The sequence below is a fragment of the Bradyrhizobium sp. CCGUVB23 genome (assembly GCF_024199885.1).
Lineage (GTDB): Bacteria > Pseudomonadota > Alphaproteobacteria > Rhizobiales > Xanthobacteraceae > Bradyrhizobium.
Window position 1 is genome coordinate 3,417,139 of the sequence record NZ_JANADQ010000001.1, and the last position, 21,551, is coordinate 3,438,689.

A 21,551-nucleotide genomic window follows, 5' to 3' on the forward strand; every position below is an offset into this window, starting at 1 on the left:
TCCCTCGGCACTACCTGCCATGCGCCGGCATTCATGGACAAATAACCGCTCACGCCGATAGTTAGCGCACCGAAAAGGAAGTGAAACGGAACTGCGATGGCCGACGTTCTCGCCGCACCGCAACAGGGGAAGACCGACAGCGCGCTGCGCACGCTGACGGGGATCTCGATCGCGCATTGGGTCAGCCATTTCCATCTGCTCGTCCTGCCGATGCTGTTTCCGTTCCTCAAAACCCAGCTGGGCGTCGGCTATATCGAGCTTGGCTTTGCGCTGACCGTGTCTGCGGTTGTTTCCGGCCTGACTCAGGCGCCGACCGGCTATCTCGTCGACCATTTTGGTGCGCGAAAGATTCTGCTGATGGGCCTCGTGATCGGCGGGCTATCTCTGGTGCTGCTCGGCCTGCACCTGAGTTACGCCTCGTTGATTACCTGCGCGGTGCTGCTCGGCCTTGCCAACAGCGTCTATCACCCGGCCGATTACGCGATCCTCGCCGAGCACATGGACGAGGCGCGGATGGGCCGCGCGTTCTCGGTTCACACCTTTGCCGGCTATCTCGGCGGCGCAGTGGCGCCGGCGATCGTTGCCGCGCTCGTCACGGTCTCGGGCGGCTTCGGCGCGCTGATCGCATCGGGCGCGATCGGCGTGCTCTGCGCGCTGCTGCTCATCGTGATGAACATTCCTGACGCCGGCGCGCACAGGAGGAAACCCGGAAACGAAGCCGCGCCAAAACAGGCGGTCATTACGCCGACGCTGATCATGCTGACCGCGCTGTTCATGCTGCTCAGCCTGTCGGTTGCAGGCATCAGCAATTTCGGCGTGGTGGCGCTGATGAGCGGCTATGCCGCCTCCTACTCCGCCGCCAATGTCGCGCTGACGGCATTTTTGGGGGCAAGCGCCGTCGGCGTGCTCGCCGGCGGCTTCCTCGCGGACCGGACCGAGCGCCATGGCCAGCTCGCCGCCGCCTGCTTTGCCGCGAACGCGGCGATCGTGCTTCTGATTGCGCTCGTCGGACTGCCCGGCTTGCTGCTGACGGCTGCGATGACCGTTGCGGGCTTCCTGTCCGGCGTGATCGCACCTTCGCGCGACATGCTGGTGCGCAATGCGGCGCCTGCGGGCGCCGCCGGGCGTGCCTTCGGCATCGTCTCCACCGGCTTCAATATCGGCGGCATCATCAGCCCGCTGCTGTTCGGCTGGATCATGGACCAGAACGCGCCGCACTGGGTGTTCGGCGCGTCGGTGGTGTTCATGGTGGCCACGGTGTTCCTGTCGCTGCTGACGGAGCGGCGGGAGCAGGCTGGACGATAGCTCCGCCAGCAACGCAACTCCACTCGGTGTCGTCCCGGGGCGCGCACAGCGCGAGCTTGGGACGACAGCTTGAATTTTGGTCCGACCAACTACGTCGGCGACACCACGCCCTTCAGCGCGCCGGGCTGCGCGGCGGCGCCGCGGGTCAGCCTCGACTTCTCCGTGTTCGGCCAGAGCAGCAGCAGGCCGAGCACGCCGGAGCCGATCATGACCACCGCGTTGATGGTGTAGCCGGTCAGGTAGCCGTCGACCGTTGAGCCGGCGCGCTGGATCACGCTGCCCATCACGGCCGGGGCGATGATGCCGGCGAGCGTGTAGAGCGCGCCGTAGATCGCGATGACGGCACCGCGCTGCGAGGCCGGGGTAAACTCGCCGAGCATTGGCGGGCAGACGACGTAGATCGCCCCGCACAGGCCCGAGCCGACCACGAGCAGCGCGATCTGCAAGCCCGCACCCTGCACGTGCGGCATCGCCGCGATGATGAGACCGCCGAGCACCAGCGGGACCGAGCCGAGAACGCCGCGCGCAACGCGCGTGGTCGCGCCACGTGCCATCATCACCTGCGAGATCCACCCCGTGAGGATGACGATCGTGGCGCCAAATACCCAGGGCAAGATCGAAATGAAGCCCGCATCGGTTTGCGAGAAGCCAAACCCCTTGACGATGAAGGACGTGAACCAGGTGAGCCCGAGCGACAGCGCCCAATAGGCGCCGAAGGTCGCCGCCACGCAGCCGATGAAGGTGCGCGAGGTGAGAAGCTGGAAATAGGGAATCTTCGGCTCGGTGGCCGCCAGGAGCTGCGTGTCCTCCAGCGGTCCCTCCTTGCCGAGCGCGAGCCAGGCCGCGACCCAGATCAGGCCGACGATGCCGAGCGCGCCGAAGGCGTAGTGCCAGGAATGATTGACGATCACCCAGTTCAGCGCCGGCACCGCGAGAATGACGCCGAAGGCCGAGCCCTGCGACAGGATCGCGGTCGGCAGCGTGCGCTTCTCGTCCGGAAACCATTTGTAGATCGCATGTGCGGCGACCGAGAAGCCCGGCCCCTCGCCCGCGCCGAGCACGATACGGCAGATCAGGAGCGTGGTGAAGCTGACGGTGCCCACCATCGGAAACTGCGCCAACGACCAGATCACTGCGAGCGTCAGCAGCACCCAGCGCGTCGGCACCTTGTTGACGATGAAGCCGACTACGATGGTCGAGATCGAGAACAGGAAGAAGAAGGATGAGCCGAGCAGGCCGAACTGCTCCGGCTCGAGCTTCAGGTCGGTCATGATCGGCACGCCGGCGAGACCCACGACGATCTTGTCGGCGAAATTCACCACCATGAAGAGAAACAGGAGAAAGGTGACGGTCCAGGCGCCCTTTGGCGTTGCCTCAGCTGTCGTACTGCCCGCCGTTTTGGGCGTTCCCTGAGCGCTCATCTCTCTCCCCGATTTTTCGCTTTCGGCACTCTTGATTTGTGCCGTCTTGTTTGGCGGTCTTGCGAGCTAACAACGGCTTGAACGGCAACGCAACCCCGGCATTTTCGCATCAACTGTGCTACGCAACATCCCAGTTAATTCCGTGCGGCGCCATTCATCGTGCTGAACATTAAAAACCTCTCCAAAAGCTTCTCCTCGGCCGGCGAGCCGGTCCATGTGCTGCGCGGCGTCGATCTCGACGTGCGCCCCGGCGAGCGCGTTGCGCTGACCGGCGAATCCGGCAGCGGCAAGAGCACGCTGCTGCACCTGATCGCGGGGCTGGATGCCGCCGACGGCGGCACGATCATGCTCGAAAGCGCCGATGTGACGGCGCTGCCGGATGCAGGACGGGCGGCGCTGCGGCGCAACCGGCTGGGGCTGGTCTTCCAGCAGTTCAACCTGATCCCGAGCCTGTCGGTCGAGGACAACCTTTCATTTCAGGCGCGGATCGCCGGCCGGCACGATGCCGCCTGGCACGGCGAGCTGATCGAGCGTCTCGGGCTCCGCAAGCTCTTGAGGCGCTACCCCGAGCAACTCTCGGGCGGCCAGCAGCAGCGAGTCGCGATTGGTAGGGCGCTCGCGATCAAGCCGTCACTTCTGCTCGCGGACGAGCCGACCGGCAATCTCGACGAGGCGACCGCCGACGACGTGCTGGCCCTGACGCGCGATCTCGTGGCGCGCACAGGCTGCGGCTTTCTGATGGTAACGCACAGCTTGCATCTGGCCGGCACGCTCGACCGCCACGTCACGCTGCATGCGGGGCGGATCACATGAGGCGCGCGCTCTGGATCCTGGCCGTGCTGCTGAGCCACTGGCGGCGGCATCCGATGCAGCTCGCGACGCTGCTGATCGGCTTGATCGCGGCGACCGCGCTGTGGAGCGGTGTGCAGGCGATCAACCAGCAGGCGCGCAACGCCTATGACCGTGCGGCGGCGACGTTCGGCGGCGTGCGCACGGCGATGCTGGTTGCGCCCGATGCCGCGACGTTCTCGCAGGACCTGTTCGTCGCGCTCAGCCGCGCCGGCTGGCCAGTCTCGCCGGTCGTGGAGGGCCGCGTCCAGATCAACGGACGCTCGTTCCGCCTGCTCGGCATCGAGCCGGTGACGCTGCCGGCCGAGGTCGGCAACGCGCCGCGGCTCGGTGCGTCGGACTTGCGCGCTTTCGTCGCCCCACCCGGCCAAACGCTCGTCGCGCCGGAGACGCTCGCCGATCTCGACGCGGCGGAGGGCGCGGCGCCGCTGATCAGCAGCGGCGCAATACTGCCGCCACTGCATGCGCAGCCGCAGCTCGTGCCCGACGTGCTGGTGGTCGATATCGGCTTCGCGCAGCGGCTGCTTGGCAAGCAAGGCCAGCTCTCGCGGCTGCTGATCGGCAAGGCCAAGGGCAAACCTGCGCCGCTTGCGAGCGTGGTCGGTGACCGCTTGCAGCGGGTCGAACCGAACGCGGAGACCGAGCTCGAACGCCTCACCGACAGCTTTCATCTCAATCTCACCGCCTTTGGCCTGCTCTCGTTCTTCGTCGGGCTCTTCATCGTCAATTCGGCCGTCGGCCTTGCCTTCGAGCAGCGGCTGCCGATGCTGCGCACGTTGCGTGCCTGCGGCGCTTCCGCACGCATGCTCAACAGCGTGCTGGTGCTCGAGCTAGTGGTGCTGGCGCTCGCCGCGGGACTCGTGGGACTGGTGTGCGGCTATGTCATCGCGGCCGCGCTGCTGCCGGATGTCGTGGCATCGCTGCGCGGGCTCTATGGCGCGCAGATCCCGGGCCAACTATCGCTGCGCGGCGAATGGTGGCTAGCCGGCATCGGCATCAGCATCGCCGGCGCGCTGATCGCGGCGGCAATGAGCCTGATCAAGGCGATGCGTCTGCCTTTGCTTGCGACCGCGCAACCACAGGCCTGGCAACAGGCGCAGCGGCGCTGGCTGATCCTGCAAAGCGCGGCTGCGCTCGCCGTGTTTGCGGTCGCACTGCTGTTGCTGCGCTATGGCGATTCGTTGATCGCTGGCTTTGGCGTGCTCGCCGCGCTGATGCTGGGCGCGGCGCTGATCCTCCCAGCGCTGCTGGAGATCATCCTCTCGATCGGCCAGCGCCGCGCGCGCCGTTCGCTTGCGCTGTGGTTCTGGGCCGACAGCCGGCAGCAGCTCTCCGGGTTGTCGCTGGCGCTGATGGCGCTACTGCTCGCGCTCGCCGTCAATGTCGGCGTCTCCACCATGGTGGAAACGTTCAGCCGCACCTTCATCAGCTGGCTGAACGGGCGGCTCGCCGCCGACGTCTATATCAGCGCGCCCGATAATGCGAAGGCGGTTGCGATCCGGAGCTGGCTGCGCGAGCGCAGCGAGGTGCAGGCGATTTTGAGCGGCGGGCGGGCGGAGACGCAACTGGAGGGACACCCCGTGGAGCTGCTCGGCCTGCCCGACCACGCGCTCTATCGCGAGCGCTGGCCGCTGCTTGAAGCCGCGCCGCGCGCCTGGGCGCAGCTCGTGCCGGGTGATGCCGCCTTCGTCAGCGAGCAATTGAGCCGGCGGTTGAACCTGCGCGTCGGCGACGTCATCGAGATCCCCGCGCCGGGCGGCAGCTGGGTGCTCGACATCGCCGGCATCTATGCCGATTACGGCAATCCCAAGGGACAGCTCGCCGTGAATGTCGCAGCGCTGATCCGGCGCTTTCCGCAGACGCCGCAGACGCGGATCGGACTCATCGTTCCCCGAGACAAGATTCCCGGCCTGATCACGGCGTTGCAGAGGCAGTTTGCCCTCGACGACCGCAGCGTCGCCGACCAGGCAACGGTGAAGGCGGAATCGATCCGTATCTTCAACCGCACTTTCGCGGTGACCGGAGCACTGAACGCCTTCACCCTCGGCGTCGCCGGCATCGCGCTGCTGACCAGCCTGCTGACGCTTGCCAATTCCCGCCTGCCGCAGCTCGCGCCGCTCTGGGCGATCGGCCTCACGCGGTCGCGCCTTGCTGCGATCGAACTGACCAAGACGCTGGCGGTCGCGCTGTTCACGGCGCTGCTGGCATTACCGCTAGGACTCATCGTGGCCTGGTGCCTGATCGCTATCGTCAACGTGAAAGCGTTCGGCTGGCGCCTGCCGTTCCACGTGTTTCCGCTGCAACTGGTCGAGCTGGTCGCGGTGGCGCTGCTCGCCTCGCTGCTGGCCGCCTTGCTGCCGGTGGCGCGGCTCGCGCGGATGCAGCCGGCAAATTTGGTGAAGGTGTTCGCCAATGAGCGCTGACAGACTATCGCGCCGCGCATTTGCCGGTGGCCTTGCCGCGCTGACGTTTTCGCGCTGCGCGTTCGCACAAGGCTATGCCGGCCTCGGCGAGACCGCGGACGGCTTTGCACAGGTGACGCCTGGAAAGGCGTTTTCGTTCCCCGCCGACCACGGGCCGCATCCGGATTTCCGTATCGAGTGGTGGTACCTCACGGCGAATCTGATCGATGCCAGTGGCGCGGCTTGTGGCCTGCAATGGACGCTGTTTCGCCAGGCCACTGAGGCCGGGCCGCAGCGCGAGGGGTGGGCCAATCAGCAGCTCTGGATGGGACACGCCGCAGTGACCCGCGCCGACACCCACCGCTTCAACGAGCTGTTCGCCCGCGGCGACGTCGGGCAGGCAGGCGTGGACGCAAAGCCGTTCGCGGCCTGGATCAACGACTGGGAGATGAAGGGCGCTGAGGGCACCGATGATCGCGTGCTGTCGCCGCTGACGCTGAAGGCGTCAGGCACCGATTTCAGCTATGCGCTGACGCTTCAAGCCGATCGTCCGGTGGTGCTGCAAGGCGATGCCGGCTTCAGCCGCAAATCCGAGCGCGGCCAGGCGTCGTATTACTACAGCCAGCCGTTTTTCCGGGCGCGCGGCAGTCTCGTCATCGACGACAAGCCGATCGACGTGTCGGGCCAGGCGTGGATGGACCGCGAATGGAGCAGCCAGCCGCTCGACCCCGACCAGACCGGCTGGGACTGGCTCTCGCTGCATCTCTCATCGGGCGACAAGCTGATGCTTTACCGGCTGCGGCAGAAGGACGGCAAGGACGATCCGTTCGGCAACTGGATATCGCCCGACGGCCGCACTCAGCAGATCTTTGCCGCCGACATCCAGATGACACCGAAAGGATGGGCGGAGGTCGCGGGGCGCAAACTGCCGGTGGAATGGCAGATCGCGATCCCCTCGCGGTCGTTCACGATTACCTGCAAGCCGCTCAATCCCACCGCCTGGATGGGCACCGGCTTTTCCTATTGGGAGGGCCCGATCAGCTTCTCCGGCAGCCATGACGGCGTTGGCTATCTCGAGCTAACAGGCTATTGAGCGCCGGCGACTTCAAGGGGACCTTGTAATGTATCATCTCACCGCGCTCGTCACGCTGCTGGCCGTGGCGTTCTGCTTCTTCACAGGCGTCAATGTCGCGCGGTCGCGCGCGAAGACCGGCGTCAAGGTGCCGGCGATGTCGGGCCATCCCGACTTCGAGCGCGCCTTCCGCATCCAGATGAACACGCTGGAATGGATGCCGATCTTCCTGCCGTCGCTCTGGCTGTTCGCGATCTACATCAGTGACGCCATCGCGGCTGCAATCGGCGCGGTCTGGATCGTCGGTCGCATCGTCTATTTCATCGGCTATTCGAAGGAAGCCGCCAAGCGCGGCCCGGGATTTGCCATCCAGGCCTTCGCCAGCATCGCGCTGTGGGTGGGCGCGCTGGTCGCGGTGGTTTGGCGGCTGGGGCATTGAAGGAGAGCGGCGGCAACGATCACAGCCGTCGTCCCGGACAAGCGAAGCGAAGCGGAGCGCCGATCCGGGACGACACCAGGAATGCGGCGCTGGCGCTGCCTCACTTCGTCAGCGGGCAGCCGCTCTCCTTGACGGTGAAGAAGGCCTTGTCGCCGGGGACGGTTGCGAGCAGCTTGTAGTAGTCAAAGGGCCGCTTCGATTCCGAGGGCTTCTTGACCTCGAACAGGTACATGTCGTGGACCATGCGGCCGTTCTCCAAGACCTTGCCTTGCGCGAAGGCATCGTCGACCGGAAGCTCCTTCAGCTTCTTGGCGACCGCATCGGGATCCTTGGTGCCGGCGGCCTTGACCGCCTTCAGATAGCTCAGCGTCGCCGAATAGGTGCCGGCGTGGATCATGCTCGGCATCCGCCCGGTGCGCTTGAAGAAGCGTTCGCCGAGATCGCGCGTCTTGTCGTTGAGATCCCAGTAATAGCCTTCCGTGAGCACGAGGCCTTGCGCGGCCTGCAAGCCGAGGCCGTTGACCTCGGCAAGCGTCATCAAGAGGCCGGCGAGCTTCTGGCCGCCGGTGACGATGCCGAACTCGGCGGCCTGCTTGATCGAGTTGCTTGTGTCGAGGCCCGCATTTGCAAGGCCGACGATCTTGGCCTTGGAGCTCTGCGCCTGGAGCAGGAAGGAGGAGAAGTCCGACGAGTTGAGGGGCACGCGGACCGAGCCGACCACCTTGCCGCCATTGGCAGTGACGATCTCGCTGGTGTCCTTTTCCAGCGCATAGCCGAAGGCATAGTCGGCGGTGAGGAAGAACCAGGTATCGCCGCCGGCCTTGGTCAGCGCGCCCCCGGTGCCGACCGCGAGTGCGCGGGTGTCATAGGCCCAGTGGAAGCCATAGGGCTGGCAGGCATCGCCGGTGAGGCGCGACGTCGCAGCACCCACGACGATGTCGATCTTCTTCTTTTCCTTGGAGAGCTCATGGATCGCGAGCGCGACCGAAGAGGTCGTCAGCTCCGTGATCATGTCGACGTTCTCGACGTCGTACCAGCGCCGCGCGATGGAGGTGGCGAGATCCGGCTTGTTCTGGTGATCGGCGGTAACGAGCTCGATCTTGTGCCCCAGCACCTCGCCGCCAAAATCCTCGATCGCCATTTTTGCGGCTTCGACCGACCATTTGCCGCCGTAATCGGCGTAGACGCCGGACTGGTCGTTGAGGATGCCGATCTTGACGCCTTGATTGGCGTTTTGCGCGGTCGCCGGCGCCGCCAGCAACACGGACACGGCAGCGGCGGCCAAAAGTGCTGATTTCATATTTTAACTCCCAGCAGTTTTCTGTTTTGAAATCGCGCGGATACTAGTGAAGAACCCCGGCCCTGCCCATCCTCTTCGGCCTCAGCCGTTAGTATGGGCGCGGGGTCCATAACCACAGGAAGGAATTTGGCGAAGACCGGCAATCACGATCTCCCGCCACAACTACTCCCTGTGGTTATGGCCTTCGCCGGGGCGACACCGAGGTTGTGGATGTGGCGGTGGCCACAATGACCAATCATCCTCACGCCGCGGCAGCCTGTTTCTTCCCGCGTCCGTCCGCGAGGTTGCGCACGATCATGTAGAAGATCGGGGTGAAGACGAGACCGAACAGCGTGACGCCGAGCATGCCGAAGAACACGGCGACGCCGACGGCTTGCCGCATCTCCGAGCCCGAGCCGGTCGAGACCACGAGCGGCAGCACGCCGAGGATGAAGGCGAAGGACGTCATCAGGATCGGCCGCAGGCGCAGGCGGCAGGCTTCGATCACGGCTTCCAGCCGCGGCTTGCCTTCGAGCTCGATGTCGCGGGCGAACTCGACGATCAGGATGGCGTTTTTGGCGGCAAGCCCCACCAGCACCACGAAGCCGATTTGCGTGAGGATGTTGACGTCCTGCCCCATGATGCGCACACCGATGGTAGCAGCGAGCAGACACATCGGCACGATCAGGATCACCGCGAACGGCAGCGACCAGCTGCCGTATTGCGCGGCAAGCACGAGATAGACGAACAGCACGCAGATCGGGAACACATAGAGACCGGCATTGCCGCCGGTGACCTGCTGATAGGACAGGTCCGTCCATTCGAAGGAGAAGCCGCTCGGCAAGGTCTCGTCCGCGAGCTTCTTGATGGCGTTGAGCGCGGTGGTCGAGCTCGTGCCCGGCGCCGGCTCGCCCTGCAATTCGGACGCCGCATAGAGATTGTAGCGTGCAACGCGATCGGGTCCGGAGACGTCGCGGAAATCGACCACGCTGCCGAGCAACACCATGTCGCCGGACGCATTGCGCGTGCGCAGCCGCGCGAGATCGCTGGTTTCTTTCCGGAACGGCTGGTCGGCCTGCGCCGTGACGTGATAGGTGCGGCCGAACAGGTTGAAGTCGTTGACATAGGTCGACCCGAAATAGGTCTGGATCGTGTCGTTGATGTTGGCGATGGGAACGCCGAGCTTCTGCGCCTTGGTGCGGTCGATGTCGACGAAGACCTGGGGCGTGTTCGCCGTGAAGGGCGAGAACACCGAAGTAAGCTCCGGCGTCTTGCGTGCCGCGGCCACCAGCTCGTCGGTCGCTGCCGCCAGCAATTCCGGCCCGCGGCCCTGGCGATCCTGGATGCGGATGGTGAAGCCACCGCCGGTACCGATTCCGGGCACGGCCGGCGGCGGAATGACGATGATGAAGGCGCCTTCGATTCTCGACAGCCGCTTGCGCAGCTCGGCCGTGATGACGTTCGCGGACAGCCCTTTCTTCAGCCGCGCCTCCGGCTCGTCGAACACCGGAAACAGCGCCGCCGCATTGCCGGCCTGCGTGCGCGTCGCGCCCGAGAAACCGGCAAAGGCGGCAACGCGAACGATGCCCGGCGTATCCAGCGCTATGCGCTCGATCTCGCGGACGATCTCGGTGGTGCGCGCCAGCGACGCCGCGCCCGGCAATTGCACGGAGACGATGACATAGCCGCGATCCTGCGCCGGGATGAAGCCTTGCGGCGTGGTCGCAATCAGCCAGCCGGCGCTGCCGATCAGCGCGACATAGATCAGGAGCATCACCGCCGAATGCCGGATCACGAAGTTGGCGACGGCAGCATAGCCATGCGACAGCCGATCGAACACGCGGTTGAAGACGCCGGTGAACGCGTCCCAGCCGCGCGCGATGAAATTCCAGCGCGCCGGCGGGCGCTTTTCCGCATGCGGCGTGAGGATCTGCGAGGCCAGCGCCGGCGACAGCGTCAGCGAGCAGAAGCAGGAGATCGCGGTCGCAACCGCGATGGTGACGGCAAATTGCTGGAAGAACTGTCCGGAAATGCCGCCGAGGAACGCTGTCGGCACGAACACCGCGCACAGCACCAGCGCAATTGAGACCAGCGCGCCGCCGACCTCCTCCATCGTCTTGAGCGCAGCGTCGCGCCGGCTCATGCCGTGCTCGAGATGGCGCTCGACATTCTCGACCACCACGATGGCGTCGTCGACCACGATGCCGACGGCGAGCACGAGGCCGAACAGCGTGAGATTGTTGATGGAGAAACCGAGTGCCGCCATCACTGCGAAGGTGCCGACCAGCGAGACCGGGATCGCGATGATCGGAATGATCGCGGGCCGCCAACCCTGCAGGAAGATCAGCACCACGATGACCACGAGCAGCATGGCCTCGTAGATGGTCTTGATCAGCTCATGGACGGATTGCGCGATGAACTCGGTCGGGTTGTAGCCGATGTTGTAGTCGAGGCCCTTCGGGAAGCTCGCCTTGAGCCGGGCCATGGTGTCGGAAATGTTCTTGGCGGTCGCGAGCGCGTTCGATCCGGGCCGCTGGGTGACCAGCATGGCGACGGCTGATTTGCGCAGCAGGAAGCTGTTGGTGGTGTAGGACAGCGCGCCGAGTTCGATGCGGGCGACGTCGCGCAGGCGCACCGTGCGGCCGTCGGAGCCGGCCTTGATCAGGATGTCCTCAAACTGCCTCTGGTCTTTCAGGCGCCCCGTGAAGGTGAGGTTCGGCTGGAAGGCGCGGTCCGCGATCGGCGGCTCGGCGATCTGGCCGCCCGCGATCTGCACGTTCTGCGACCGGATCGCAGCGAGCACCTCGGTCGAGGTCAGCCCGAGATTGGCGATGCGGTCGGGATCGAGCCACAGCCGCATCGAATAGTCGCGCGCGCCAAAGATCTGGATGTCGCCGACGCCGTCGAGCCGCAGCAGCTGGTCGCGGACCTGGAGCAGCGCGTAGTTGGAGATGTAGAGCTGGTCGAACGTGTCGTCAGGCGACAGCATGAACACGACCATCAGGATGTCGGGCGAGTTCTTGCGCGTGGTGACGCCGTTGCGCTGGACTTCCTCAGGCAGACGCGGCTGCGCGATCGCGACGCGGTTCTGCACCAGCACCTGGGCCTTGTCGAGATCGGTGCCGAGCTTGAAGGTGACGGTGATGGTGAGCTGGCCGTTCGAGGTCGCCTGGCTGTAGAGATATAGCATGTCCTCGACGCCGTTGATCTCCTGCTCGATGGGAGCGGCGACCGTGTCGGACACGGTCTGCGCGGAGGCGCCGGGATATTGCGTGGTCACCACCACCGTCGGCGGCACGACTTGCGGATATTCGGAGACCGGCAGCGTGGTGTAGGCGAGCGCGCCGACGATCAGGAGCACGATCGACAGCACCATCGCCAGGATGGGCTGGTTGATGGAGAGGCGGCCGAGGTTCATGACTTGCCACCCGCCGGCGCTTGCGCTTGATGCGGGCTGACCTTGGCGCCGACGCGGGCGCGCTGGATGCCGTCAACGATCACGCGGTCATCGGCCTTCAACCCTTCGCGGATCACGCGCAGCCCCTCGTCGAGCGGACCGAGCGTCACGGGGCGCGCCTCGACGGTATCATCAGGCTTGACCACGAAGACGATCTTGCGGGACTGATCGGTCGCGACCGCGACGTCCGGAATCAGCAGCGCCTCGTAGGGCGCGCTGCCGATCAGCCGCACGCGGCCGAACTGCCCGGGCAGGATCGAGAGATCGGTGTTCTTGATGACAGCGCGGCTGCGCAGCGTGCCGGTGGAGACATCGAGGCGGTTGTCGAGGAAGTTGATGGTGCCGTCATGCGACGGCTTGGTCTCGCCGGCTAGCGTCACCTGCACCGGGTTCGGCGTATCGCGCGAGCTGGGGCGCTTGCCCTCGAACCAGAGCTTGCTGTTCTTGATGTAGGTCGCCTCGTCCATGTCGAAATAGATGTAGATCGGATCGAGCGACACGATCGAGGTCAGCAGTGTCGAGGTGCCGGTGTCACTGCCCTGGACGAGATTGCCGGGGCTGACGAGGTGACGGCTGACACGGCCGGTGAGCGGCGCCGCCACATGGGTGAACTCGATATTGAGCTTGGCGGCCTTCAGCGCGCCCTCAGCCTGCATCTCGGCGGCATGCGCGGCCTGCAAGGCCTGGCGGCGCTGGTCGACGACCTGTTCGGAGACGGCACTGGTCTGGACCAGGTTCAGGCCGCGGTCGAGTTCGCGCTTGGCAAGCTCCACCTTCGCGCGGGCATCCGAAAGCTGACCGTCAGCCTGCTCGGCGGCCGCCTCGAACGGCCGCGAGTCGATCACATAAAGGAGATCGCCGGCGTGAACGATCGCGCCGTCCTGGAATTCGACCGAGGTGACGAAGCCGCCGACCCGCGGGCGCACCTGCACTTCTTCCACGGCCTCGAAGCGGCCGGTGAATTCTTCCCAATCGGTGACGGTGCGCTTGACCGGCTGAGCGACGGTGACGGAAGGCGCCGGCGGAGCTGCCGCCTGCGAGGCCGGCTTGTCGCAGCCGGCGAAAAGGCCGGTCACCGTCAGCGCCAGAACCACGAGGAAGGGACGCGGCGCGGATTTCCGTCGGACTGGATGATGCCTCGGGTTCGGCTCGCTCATGTCTTGCCCCCTTCCTTGGTGGCTGCGGCGGCAAACAGGGTACCGGCTTACCCGCCGGCGGCACAAGATGGGTTTCAATGATGAACTCTTCAAGACGGAAGACGGCTCAATCTTTGGCGGAACGCCTAGCCGGATGGCGGGTTGTGCGGAGATAGTCGGTCGCGCAGCCGGCGATCAGGTGGCTGAGCGCGAATGGACTTATTCGCGGGCTCATGAATGCGAGGCGCCGCAAGCGCTCTCTCCTTCGCCTCTCCCCGCGAAGAGCGGGGCGAGGGAGAAGAGAGAACCCCAGCGTCTTCGCGCATGACGGGCGCCGGCGGCTCGGCTAGATTGATCGTACAAAAACAAGACGAATTGTCCGGGAGGACAGGCGTGCATCAAGGGCGTGTCGTTTTCGGCGCGATCGAGGAGGTCGTGTTCGGCCATCCGGCCGCGGGCGCTGTTCTGGCGCAGATGGATCGCTTGGGGTCAAACCGCGCCTTCCTGATGGTCTCAGGCACGCTCAACCGGCAGACCAACGAAATCCAGAAGATCACGCAGGCGCTGGGCGCGCGCTGTGCCGGCCTGTTCGACGCCATGCCGGCGCACACGCCGCGCGAAGCGGTGATCGCGGCCGCGAACATGGCGCGAGACGCGAAGGCGGACCTGATCGTCACCGTCGGCGGTGGCTCGATCACCGACGGCGCCAAGGCGGTGCAGCTCTGCCTCGCCAACGATATCGACAGCACCGATGGCATCGAACGCATCCGCGTCCACAAGGGCGTCGCACCCGAGATGAATGCCCCATTGGTGCGCCAGATCAGCGTGCCCACCACCATCGCCGGCGGCGAGTTCAGCGCTATCGCGGGGGTCACCGACCGCAGCACCCATGTGAAGCAGATGCTGCGCCATCCGCTGATGGTGCCGCGCGCAACGATCCTTGATCCTGCGATCACCGTGCACACGCCGGAATGGCTGTTCCTCTCGACCGGCATCCGTGCTGTCGACCATTGCGTCGAGGCGATCTGCTCGGGCGAGACACATCCTTATGCCGACGCGCAATCGGTAAAGGGTCTTGCGATGCTCGCCGATGCGCTACCGCGGGTGAAGGCCAACCCTTCAGATCTCGACGCACGGATGAATGCGCAGCTCGGCACCTGGCTGTCGATGGGCGCGCTTGCGGCCGGCGTTCCCATGGGCGCGAGCCATGGCATCGGCTATGTGCTGGGCGCGGCCTTCGACGTGCCGCACGGCTATACCTCCTGCATCATGCTGCCGGCGGTGATGCGCTGGAACGAGCGTGAAAATGCCGACCGCCAGATGATCGTCGCGGCCGCGATGGGCTTCCCCGGCAAGGATGCCGCCGACGTGCTCGATGCCTTCATCCGCTCGCTCGGCATGCCGCGCAGTCTCGCTGAGATGCGCGTCTCGCCAGAGCATTTCGACGCCATCGCCGAGCAGGCGATGCGCACGCCCTGGGTGCCGCGCAACCCGCGCAAGATCGACGGCCCGGCGCAGGTGCGCGAAATCCTGCTTCTCGCCGCATAACGCAACCCGGAGGACCGATGTACACAGGTACGCATGCCCGTCTGCGCCCGCTGCAGCCCGCCTTCATCATGGCCGGCACGGGCGAGACCGTCACCTATCGCGAGCTCGATGCGCGCAGCAACCGGCTGGCGCATCTGTTTCGCAAGCAGGGCTTGAGGCGGCTCGACCACTATTCGATCTTCATGGAGAACAATTCGCGCTATCTCGAAGCCTGCGGCGCGGGCGAGCGGTCCGGGCTCTACTATACCTGCGTCAACTCGTTCCTCACGTCGGCCGAGCTCGCCTACATCCTGACCAACAGCCAGTCGCGTATCCTGATCACCTCGGTTGCAAAGCTCGACATCGCGCGCGAAGCGCTGAAGGAATGTCCGAAAGTCGAGCTCTGCGTCGTCGTCGATGGGACCGGTGAGAGCGACCGTATCGTTGGGCTGGAGCAGGCGACGACAGGCCTGCCGAAGACGCCGATCGCCGACGAATGGCTGGGCACGGCGATGCTCTATTCGTCAGGCACGACGGGACGGCCGAAGGGCATCTTGCGGCCGCTGTCGGAGCAGCCGCCGCGGCACAACATGCCGCTGTTCGATTTCCTCACGAAACTTTGGCACTACCGCGAGGGCATGGTCTATCTGTCGCCGGCGCCGCTCTATCACTCGGCTCCGCAGGCCGCGGTCAATCTGACGATCCGCATGGGCGGCACCGTGATCATCATGGAGAGCTTTGACCCCGAGCGTTACCTCCAGCTCGTGGAGCAATGGGGCATCACCCATACCCAGCTCGTGCCGACGATGTTCTCGCGCATGCTGAAGCTGCCGGAGGAGGTGCGCGCCCGCCACGACCTGTCCTCGCTCGAGATCGCGATCCATGCCGCCGCGCCCTGCCCGGCGCTGGTGAAGGACGACATCATCAAATGGTGGGGGCCGATCATCCACGAATATTACGGCGCGACCGAAGGGCTCGGCTTCACCGCCTGCAACACCGAGGAATGGCTCGCCCATCGCGGCACCGTCGGCAAGGTGCTTTTCGGCGACCTGCACATTCTCGACGAGAACATGAAGGAGTGCCCGATCGGCACTGCGGGCACGGTGTGGTTCAAGACCGCCTCGGCGTTCGAATATTTCAATGATCCGGAGAAGACAAAGGAAGCGCGCTCGGCCGATGGCAGCATGAGCACGGTCGGCGACGTCGGCTATGTCGACGCAGACCGCTTCCTCTATCTCACCGACCGCGCCACCTTCATGATCATCTCGGGCGGCGTGAACATCTATCCGCAGGAATGCGAGAATCTGCTGATCACGCATCCGAAGGTCGCCGATGCTGCGGTGTTCGGCGTGCCCAATACCGATCTCGGTGAAGAGGTGAAGGCGGTGGTGCAGCCGATGGCGGGCGTGGTGCCGGGGCCCGGGCTCGCCGAGGAGCTGATCGCGTTCTGCGGGGCGTCGCTGTCGCGGCAAAAGGTGCCGCGCTCGGTCGATTTCGAAAAGGAATTGCCGCGCCTGCCGACGGGGAAACTGTACAAGCGCCTGCTGCGGGACCGCTATTGGGGGAACAAGACGTCGCGGATTGTGTGACGGCTCTCGCGCCTACGCGAGTAGGTGAGATTGATGCAAGCGCGCGCCAACATCTCGGTGTCGTCCCGGCGAAGGCCGGGACCCATACCCCCAGGGAGAAGTTGTAGCGCGAGTTGGCAACCACGAGTCTTCGCCAGACTTGATCCTGTGGCTATGGGTCCCGGATCTGCGCTCGCTCTGCTCGCTTGTCCGGGACGACGGCGGGGTTTGGGGCGACCGGCAATCTCACCCCAACATCTGCGTATCGCCGCAGATCGAGATCGCCTGGCCGGAGACGGTGCGGCCGCGAGGGCTCGCCATGAACAAAATCTGGTCGGCGATCTGCTCCGGCGTCACGTAGTCCTTGATCGAGGTGTAGGAGAATGCGATGCGCTCCATCTCGGCGTAGGAGATGCCACGCTGCTGTGCCTTCGCTTCCAGCACGCGGCGCTGGCGTTCGCCGGCGACGAGACCGGGCAAAATGGCGTTGACGCGGATCTTGTCGGGGCCGAGCTCGATCGCCAGCGACTTGGTCAGGCCGATGACGCCCCATTTCGCCGCCGCATAAGGCGTGCGCATGGCGAAGCCAACCTTCCCCGCAGCGGACGAGATGTTGACGATCGAAGCGTTCTTGCTCTCGCGCAGCAGCGGCACCGCGAGCCGCGTGCAGTTGAACTGGCCGGTGAGGCAGACCTCGACGCAGCGGTCCCAGTCCTCCGGGTTCATCTCCTCGACCTTCGCGGTCGGGCCGGCGATGCCGGCGTTGTTGACGAGCACGTCCAGCCCGCCGAGCGCGCGGACCGCCTCGTCAAACATCGTCTTCACGGCGGTGCGATCAGAGACGTCGCATTGCGAGCGCGTGATGGCGGGATCGCTGTTCGCAAGCGCGGCAAGCGCCATCTCGTCGACATCGCAGACATGCACCTTTGCGCCCTCGGCAATGAAGCGGCGGGCGATTGCAAGCCCTATGCCGCCCGCTCCCGCGGTCACCAATACGCGCAACCCCTTGATGTCGAGATCCATGATGGCTCCGATCGTGCCTTGATGCTAAGCGTGACGGTAGATCACAGCCGCCTCGGAGTTGCAAACCCATGGTTAGCAAAGTATTGGCCCGCAAAGTCATCATCACCTGCGCCGTCACCGGCGCGATCCACACGCCGTCGATGTCCCCTGCCCTGCCGGTGACGCCGCAGGAGATCGCGGACGCGGCGGTGGAGGCCGCCGAAGCGGGCGCGGCGATCGTGCACCTGCACGCGCGCAACCCCGAAACCGGCCAGCCGGATCAATCGCCGGAGGCCTTTGCGCCGTTCCTCAAGATCATCAAGCAGCGTTCCAACGCCGTGATCAACCTCACCACGGGCGGCTCGCCGACCATGACGGTGGACGAGCGCGTGCGGCCGGCCGCGGTGTACAAGCCCGAGGTGGCCTCGCTGAACATGGGCTCGATGAATTTCGGCTTCTTCGGCATGCTCAACCGTTTCAGGACCTTCAAGCATGATTGGGAACGCAAGCATGTCGAGAACAAGGACATCGTGTTCCGCAACACCTTCCAGGACATCGAGTTCGTGCTGAAGACCCTGTCGGAGACCGGAACCCGCTTCGAGTTCGAATGCTACGACACAGCGCACCTTTATAATCTCCAGTACTTCCTCGATCAGGGCCTGGTGAAGCCGCCGCTGTTCGTGCAGACCGTGTTCGGCCTGCAAGGCGGCATCGGACCGCACCCCGAGGACGTGCTGCACATGAAACGCACCGCGGAGCGGCTATTCGGCGACAAGTTCATCTGGTCGGTGCTGGGCGCCGGGCGGCATCAGCTTCCGATCGCGGCGATGGCCGCCGCAATGGGCGGCAATATCCGCGTCGGCCTGGAAGACTCGCTCTGGGCCGCGCCGGGCCGCATGGCCTCGTCGAACGCCGAGCAGGTGCGTCTCGCCCGGAAGATCATCGAGGGCCTCGGCCTCGAGGTCGCCAGCTCCGACGAGGCGCGCGAGATGCTGCATCTGAAGGGCGGCGACACGCTGCAGGTGTAGTCCACCGCTCTCCGGATTTTGATTTCGCTAGGATGTCGTCGTCCGTCGTCCCCGCGACCGCGATCCTGTATGCTCAGCAGGCATTGACAGGAGCCCCCATGCTCGCCGCGTTTCTCTTCGTTGCCGGCCTTCTTGCCATCTTGATCCTCTGCGGGCGCTGCACTGCGAAATTCGCGGCGGAGAAGGGACGTTCGCGGAGTGTCTGGTTCGTCCTGGGCGCCCTGTTCTTTCCGTTGCCCTCGATCGTCCTGGCGCTGCTGCCACCCCGCGCGCAGGCGCAACGCTAAAGACGATCTGGTTCCAATCGAAATGATGACATCAGCTTCTCTCACATTGTGAGAGAGGGGCGTGCGGCTTTACGTCATCCGAATTGTCAAGGCCGCAACGGGCCTTGGCCGTTGCCTGGCCTCGCGCGCATGGCTATCGTCGTGATCAAACAGGCCGCACAAGGCCTTGAGGCTCGAGGGAGAGAAGCATGCGGAGCGTGAGGGCGCTCGCCGCGATGGCGGCGCTATCGGTGCTGACGGTCTCAACCACCACGCTCGCCGATGAGGGCAAGCAAGGCGGCATCTTGCGGATGTACCACCGCGACAGCCCCGCAAATGCTTCGATTCACGAAGGAGCGACCTATTCGGTCAACATTCCCTTCATGCCCGTCTTCAACAATCTCGTCATCTACAAGCAGGACGAGCCGCAGAACAGGATGGACGACATCGTCCCCGAGCTCGCCGAAAGCTGGGCCTGGGTCAATGACAACAAGACGCTGACCTTCAAGCTGCGCCAGGGCGTGAAATGGCACGACGGCAAGCCGTTCACCTCGGCCGACGTTAAATGCACCTTCGACATGCTGATGGGCAAGTCGCAGCAAAAGTTCCGGCAGAACCCGCGCAAGGCCTGGTACAATGAGGTCAATGACATCTCGACGAATGGCGATTTCGAGGTCTCGTTCAATCTGAAGCGGCCGCAGCCCTCGCTGCTGGCGCTTCTCGCCTCGGGCTATACGCCGGTTTATCCCTGCCACGTCTCGCCCGGCGACATGCGCACGCATCCAATCGGCACCGGTCCCTTCAAGTTCGTCGAGTTCAAGGCCAATGAATCGATCAAGCTGACCCGCAATCCCGACTACTGGAAGAAGAGCCGGCCCTATCTCGACGGCATCGAGTTCACCATCATTCCGAACCGCTCGACTGCGATCCTCGCCTTCGTCGCCGGAAAGTTCGACATGACGTTTCCGACCGAGGTGACGATCCCGCTGGTGAAGGACGTCAAGTCGCAGGCACCGAGCGCGATCTGCGAGATCGCGCCGACCAACGTCTCGACCAACATCATCGTCAATTCGTCGGCGCCGCCGTTCGACAATGTCGACATCCGCCGCGCCATGGCGCTGGCGCTCGACCGCAAGGCGTTCATCTCGATCATGTTCGAGGGCCAGGGTGACATCGGCGGCACCATGCTGCCGCCGCCGAACGGCCTGTGGGGGCTGCCCAAGGAGATGCTGGAGACCATTCCAGGCTACGGCCCGGACGTGAGCGCCAACCGCGAGGAGGCGAAGAAGCTGATGCAGAAGGCGGGCTATGGGCCGGATAAGCATCTCGCCGTGAAGGTCTCCACGCGCAACATTCCGGTCTATCGCGACCCCGCGGTGATCCTGATCGACCAGCTCAAGAGCATCTATATCGACGGCGAGCTCGATGTGGTGGAGACCGCGAACTGGTTCCCCAAGGTCGCGCGGAAGGACTACATGATCGGACTCAACCTCACCGGCAATGCGGTGGATGATCCCGACCAGTCCTTCTACGAGAACTATTCCTGCGGCTCGGAGCGCAACTACACCAACTATTGCAACAAGGAGATCGAAAAGCTGTTCGACGTGCAGTCGCAGGAGACCGACGCTGGCAAGCGCAAGAAGCTCGTCTGGGAGATCGACAAGAGGCTGCAGGAGGACGTCGCTCGCCCGATCATCTTCCACAGCCGGATGGGCACCTGCTGGCAGCCCTACGTCAAGGGCGTGACGATCATGACCAACTCCTCCTATAATGGCTATCGCTACGAGGATCTGTGGCTGGACAAGTAATGCGGCGGGCAGGCAGCTGAAGGCTCGGCAGGAGGCGTTGGGATGTTTGCCTATCTGGTGCGCCGCCTGTTCCTGATGCTCGTGACCCTGTTCGGGATCTCGGTCGTCATCTTCTTCCTGCTGCGCATCGTGCCCGGCAACATCGTCGACATCCTGTTCGCCGCGGCCGGTTATGTCGACCCCGCCGACAAGGCCAATCTGGAAAAGGAGCTCGGCATCGACCAGCCGCTGGTGATGCAATATCTGCACTGGATCGGCGGTCTTCTGCGCGGCGATTTTGGTTACTCCTATGTCTCGGAAAAGCCGGCGCTCCAGGAGATATTGCCACGGATCCCGATCACGGCGCGGCTTGCCGGGCTGGCGCTGCTGTTCTCCGCCTCGATCGGCATTCCCTTGGGCGTGATAAGCGCGGTGAAGCAGGGAACAAAGCTCGACTATGCACTACGTGTCGTCAGCCTCAGCGGCCTGTCGCTGCCCTCGTTCTGGCTCGGGCTCTTGATCCTGACCGCGTCGGTCGCGATGTTCGGCCAGATGCCGATCTTCAATCCCAATCCGCAGACTTGGCTGGAAGCGTTTGCGACCTATGCGGTGCCGGCTGCCGCGGTCGGCTTCCGCAGCGCCGCGCTCACCATGCGCATCACGCGCTCCTCGATGCTGGAGGTGTTGCGGCAGGACTACATCCGCACCGCGCGCGCCAAGGGTGCCTCCGACGCTGCCGTGAATTATCAGCATGCGCTGAAGAACGCGATGTTGCCCGTGATCACCGTGATCGGCATCGAGGCCGCGTTCCTGATCGGCGGCCTCATCGTCACCGAAACCGTATTCAACATCCCCGGCGTCGCGCGCTTCCTGGTCGAGGCGATCCGCTGGCGGGATTATCCGATCGTGCAGAACCTCGTGATGTTCATTGCGGTCGTGGTGGTGTTCGCGAACTTCACCGTCGACATGCTCTACGCCGTGTTCGACCCGCGCATCCGGTTTACGGACTAGGA

The 21,551-nt window shown here is 64.7% G+C and carries 16 protein-coding genes; 11 read left to right on the forward strand and 5 right to left on the reverse strand.

Annotated elements, in window-relative coordinates; genetic code table 11:
- The first annotated feature begins 96 nt into the window (after positions 1–96).
- Positions 97–1,305, forward strand: coding sequence for an MFS transporter (locus NLN62_RS15625; protein ID WP_027521609.1), 1,209 nt, complete (start codon positions 97–99; stop codon positions 1,303–1,305).
- Between the two features lie 89 nt (positions 1,306–1,394).
- Here the strand turns inward: NLN62_RS15625 and NLN62_RS15630 are convergent, their stop codons facing one another.
- On the reverse strand, positions 1,395–2,726 hold the full coding sequence (locus tag NLN62_RS15630; RefSeq protein ID WP_254109316.1) for an MFS transporter: 1,332 nt from the start codon (positions 2,724–2,726) through the stop codon (positions 1,395–1,397).
- A gap of 159 nt (positions 2,727–2,885) precedes the next feature.
- Here NLN62_RS15630 and NLN62_RS15635 point away from each other — a divergent pair, with 159 nt between their 5' ends.
- From NLN62_RS15635 to NLN62_RS15650, 4 genes are read left to right on the forward strand one after another with little or no spacing between them, the layout of a single operon-like run.
- Positions 2,886–3,539: an ABC transporter ATP-binding protein gene (locus NLN62_RS15635; protein WP_027521611.1), complete on the forward strand. Its 654-nt coding sequence runs from the start codon at positions 2,886–2,888 to the stop codon at positions 3,537–3,539.
- Positions 3,536–5,998 (forward strand): ABC transporter permease, encoded by a 2,463-nt coding sequence (locus NLN62_RS15640; protein WP_254109317.1) that lies wholly within the window; start codon positions 3,536–3,538, stop codon positions 5,996–5,998. The genes NLN62_RS15635 and NLN62_RS15640 overlap by 4 nt, the downstream gene beginning before the upstream one ends.
- Positions 5,988–7,070 (forward strand): lipocalin-like domain-containing protein, encoded by a 1,083-nt coding sequence (locus tag NLN62_RS15645; protein ID WP_254109318.1) that lies wholly within the window; start codon positions 5,988–5,990, stop codon positions 7,068–7,070. The genes NLN62_RS15640 and NLN62_RS15645 overlap by 11 nt, the downstream gene beginning before the upstream one ends.
- Before the next feature lie 28 nt (positions 7,071–7,098).
- A complete protein-coding gene (locus tag NLN62_RS15650) occupies positions 7,099–7,488 on the forward strand; it encodes an MAPEG family protein (protein WP_254109319.1) in 390 nt (129 codons plus the stop codon).
- Positions 7,489–7,588: 100 nt separating this feature from the next.
- Here the strand turns inward: NLN62_RS15650 and NLN62_RS15655 are convergent, their stop codons facing one another.
- The 3 genes from NLN62_RS15655 to NLN62_RS15665 all read right to left on the reverse strand — a co-directional run bounded on the left by NLN62_RS15655 (position 7,589) and on the right by NLN62_RS15665 (position 13,381).
- On the reverse strand, positions 7,589–8,788 hold the full coding sequence (locus NLN62_RS15655) for an ABC transporter substrate-binding protein (protein WP_254109320.1): 1,200 nt from the start codon (positions 8,786–8,788) through the stop codon (positions 7,589–7,591).
- A gap of 241 nt (positions 8,789–9,029) precedes the next feature.
- Entirely contained in the window at positions 9,030–12,185 is a 3,156-nt protein-coding gene (locus NLN62_RS15660; RefSeq protein ID WP_254109321.1) for an efflux RND transporter permease subunit, read from the reverse strand.
- A complete protein-coding gene (locus tag NLN62_RS15665) occupies positions 12,182–13,381 on the reverse strand; it encodes an efflux RND transporter periplasmic adaptor subunit (RefSeq protein WP_254109322.1) in 1,200 nt (399 codons plus the stop codon). The genes NLN62_RS15660 and NLN62_RS15665 overlap by 4 nt, the downstream gene beginning before the upstream one ends.
- A gap of 372 nt (positions 13,382–13,753) precedes the next feature.
- Here NLN62_RS15665 and NLN62_RS15670 point away from each other — a divergent pair, with 372 nt between their 5' ends.
- Positions 13,754–14,908, forward strand: a complete 1,155-nt coding sequence (locus NLN62_RS15670; protein WP_254109323.1) for an iron-containing alcohol dehydrogenase — start codon at positions 13,754–13,756, stop codon at positions 14,906–14,908.
- A gap of 17 nt (positions 14,909–14,925) precedes the next feature.
- A complete protein-coding gene (locus tag NLN62_RS15675) occupies positions 14,926–16,476 on the forward strand; it encodes an AMP-binding protein (RefSeq protein WP_027521619.1) in 1,551 nt (516 codons plus the stop codon).
- 225 nt (positions 16,477–16,701) lie between these two features.
- On the opposite strand, the gene NLN62_RS15680 is transcribed toward NLN62_RS15675, so the two are convergent.
- On the reverse strand, positions 16,702–17,478 hold the full coding sequence (locus NLN62_RS15680) for an SDR family oxidoreductase (protein WP_027521620.1): 777 nt from the start codon (positions 17,476–17,478) through the stop codon (positions 16,702–16,704).
- Between the two features lie 68 nt (positions 17,479–17,546).
- Here NLN62_RS15680 and NLN62_RS15685 point away from each other — a divergent pair, with 68 nt between their 5' ends.
- From NLN62_RS15685 to NLN62_RS15700, 4 genes are all read left to right on the forward strand, one after another.
- The gene (locus tag NLN62_RS15685) at positions 17,547–18,485 is read left to right on the forward strand and encodes a 3-keto-5-aminohexanoate cleavage protein (protein ID WP_035661345.1); all 939 of its coding nucleotides are present in this window, start codon (positions 17,547–17,549) and stop codon (positions 18,483–18,485) included.
- 98 nt (positions 18,486–18,583) lie between these two features.
- Entirely contained in the window at positions 18,584–18,772 is a 189-nt protein-coding gene (locus NLN62_RS15690; protein ID WP_156944120.1) for a hypothetical protein, read from the forward strand.
- 188 nt (positions 18,773–18,960) lie between these two features.
- Complete coding sequence (locus NLN62_RS15695; RefSeq protein ID WP_254109324.1) at positions 18,961–20,559, forward strand: ABC transporter substrate-binding protein; 1,599 nt, start codon at positions 18,961–18,963, stop codon at positions 20,557–20,559.
- A gap of 42 nt (positions 20,560–20,601) precedes the next feature.
- Positions 20,602–21,549, forward strand: coding sequence for an ABC transporter permease (locus tag NLN62_RS15700; RefSeq protein WP_027521624.1), 948 nt, complete (start codon positions 20,602–20,604; stop codon positions 21,547–21,549).
- The last annotated feature ends 2 nt before the right edge of the window (positions 21,550–21,551 follow it).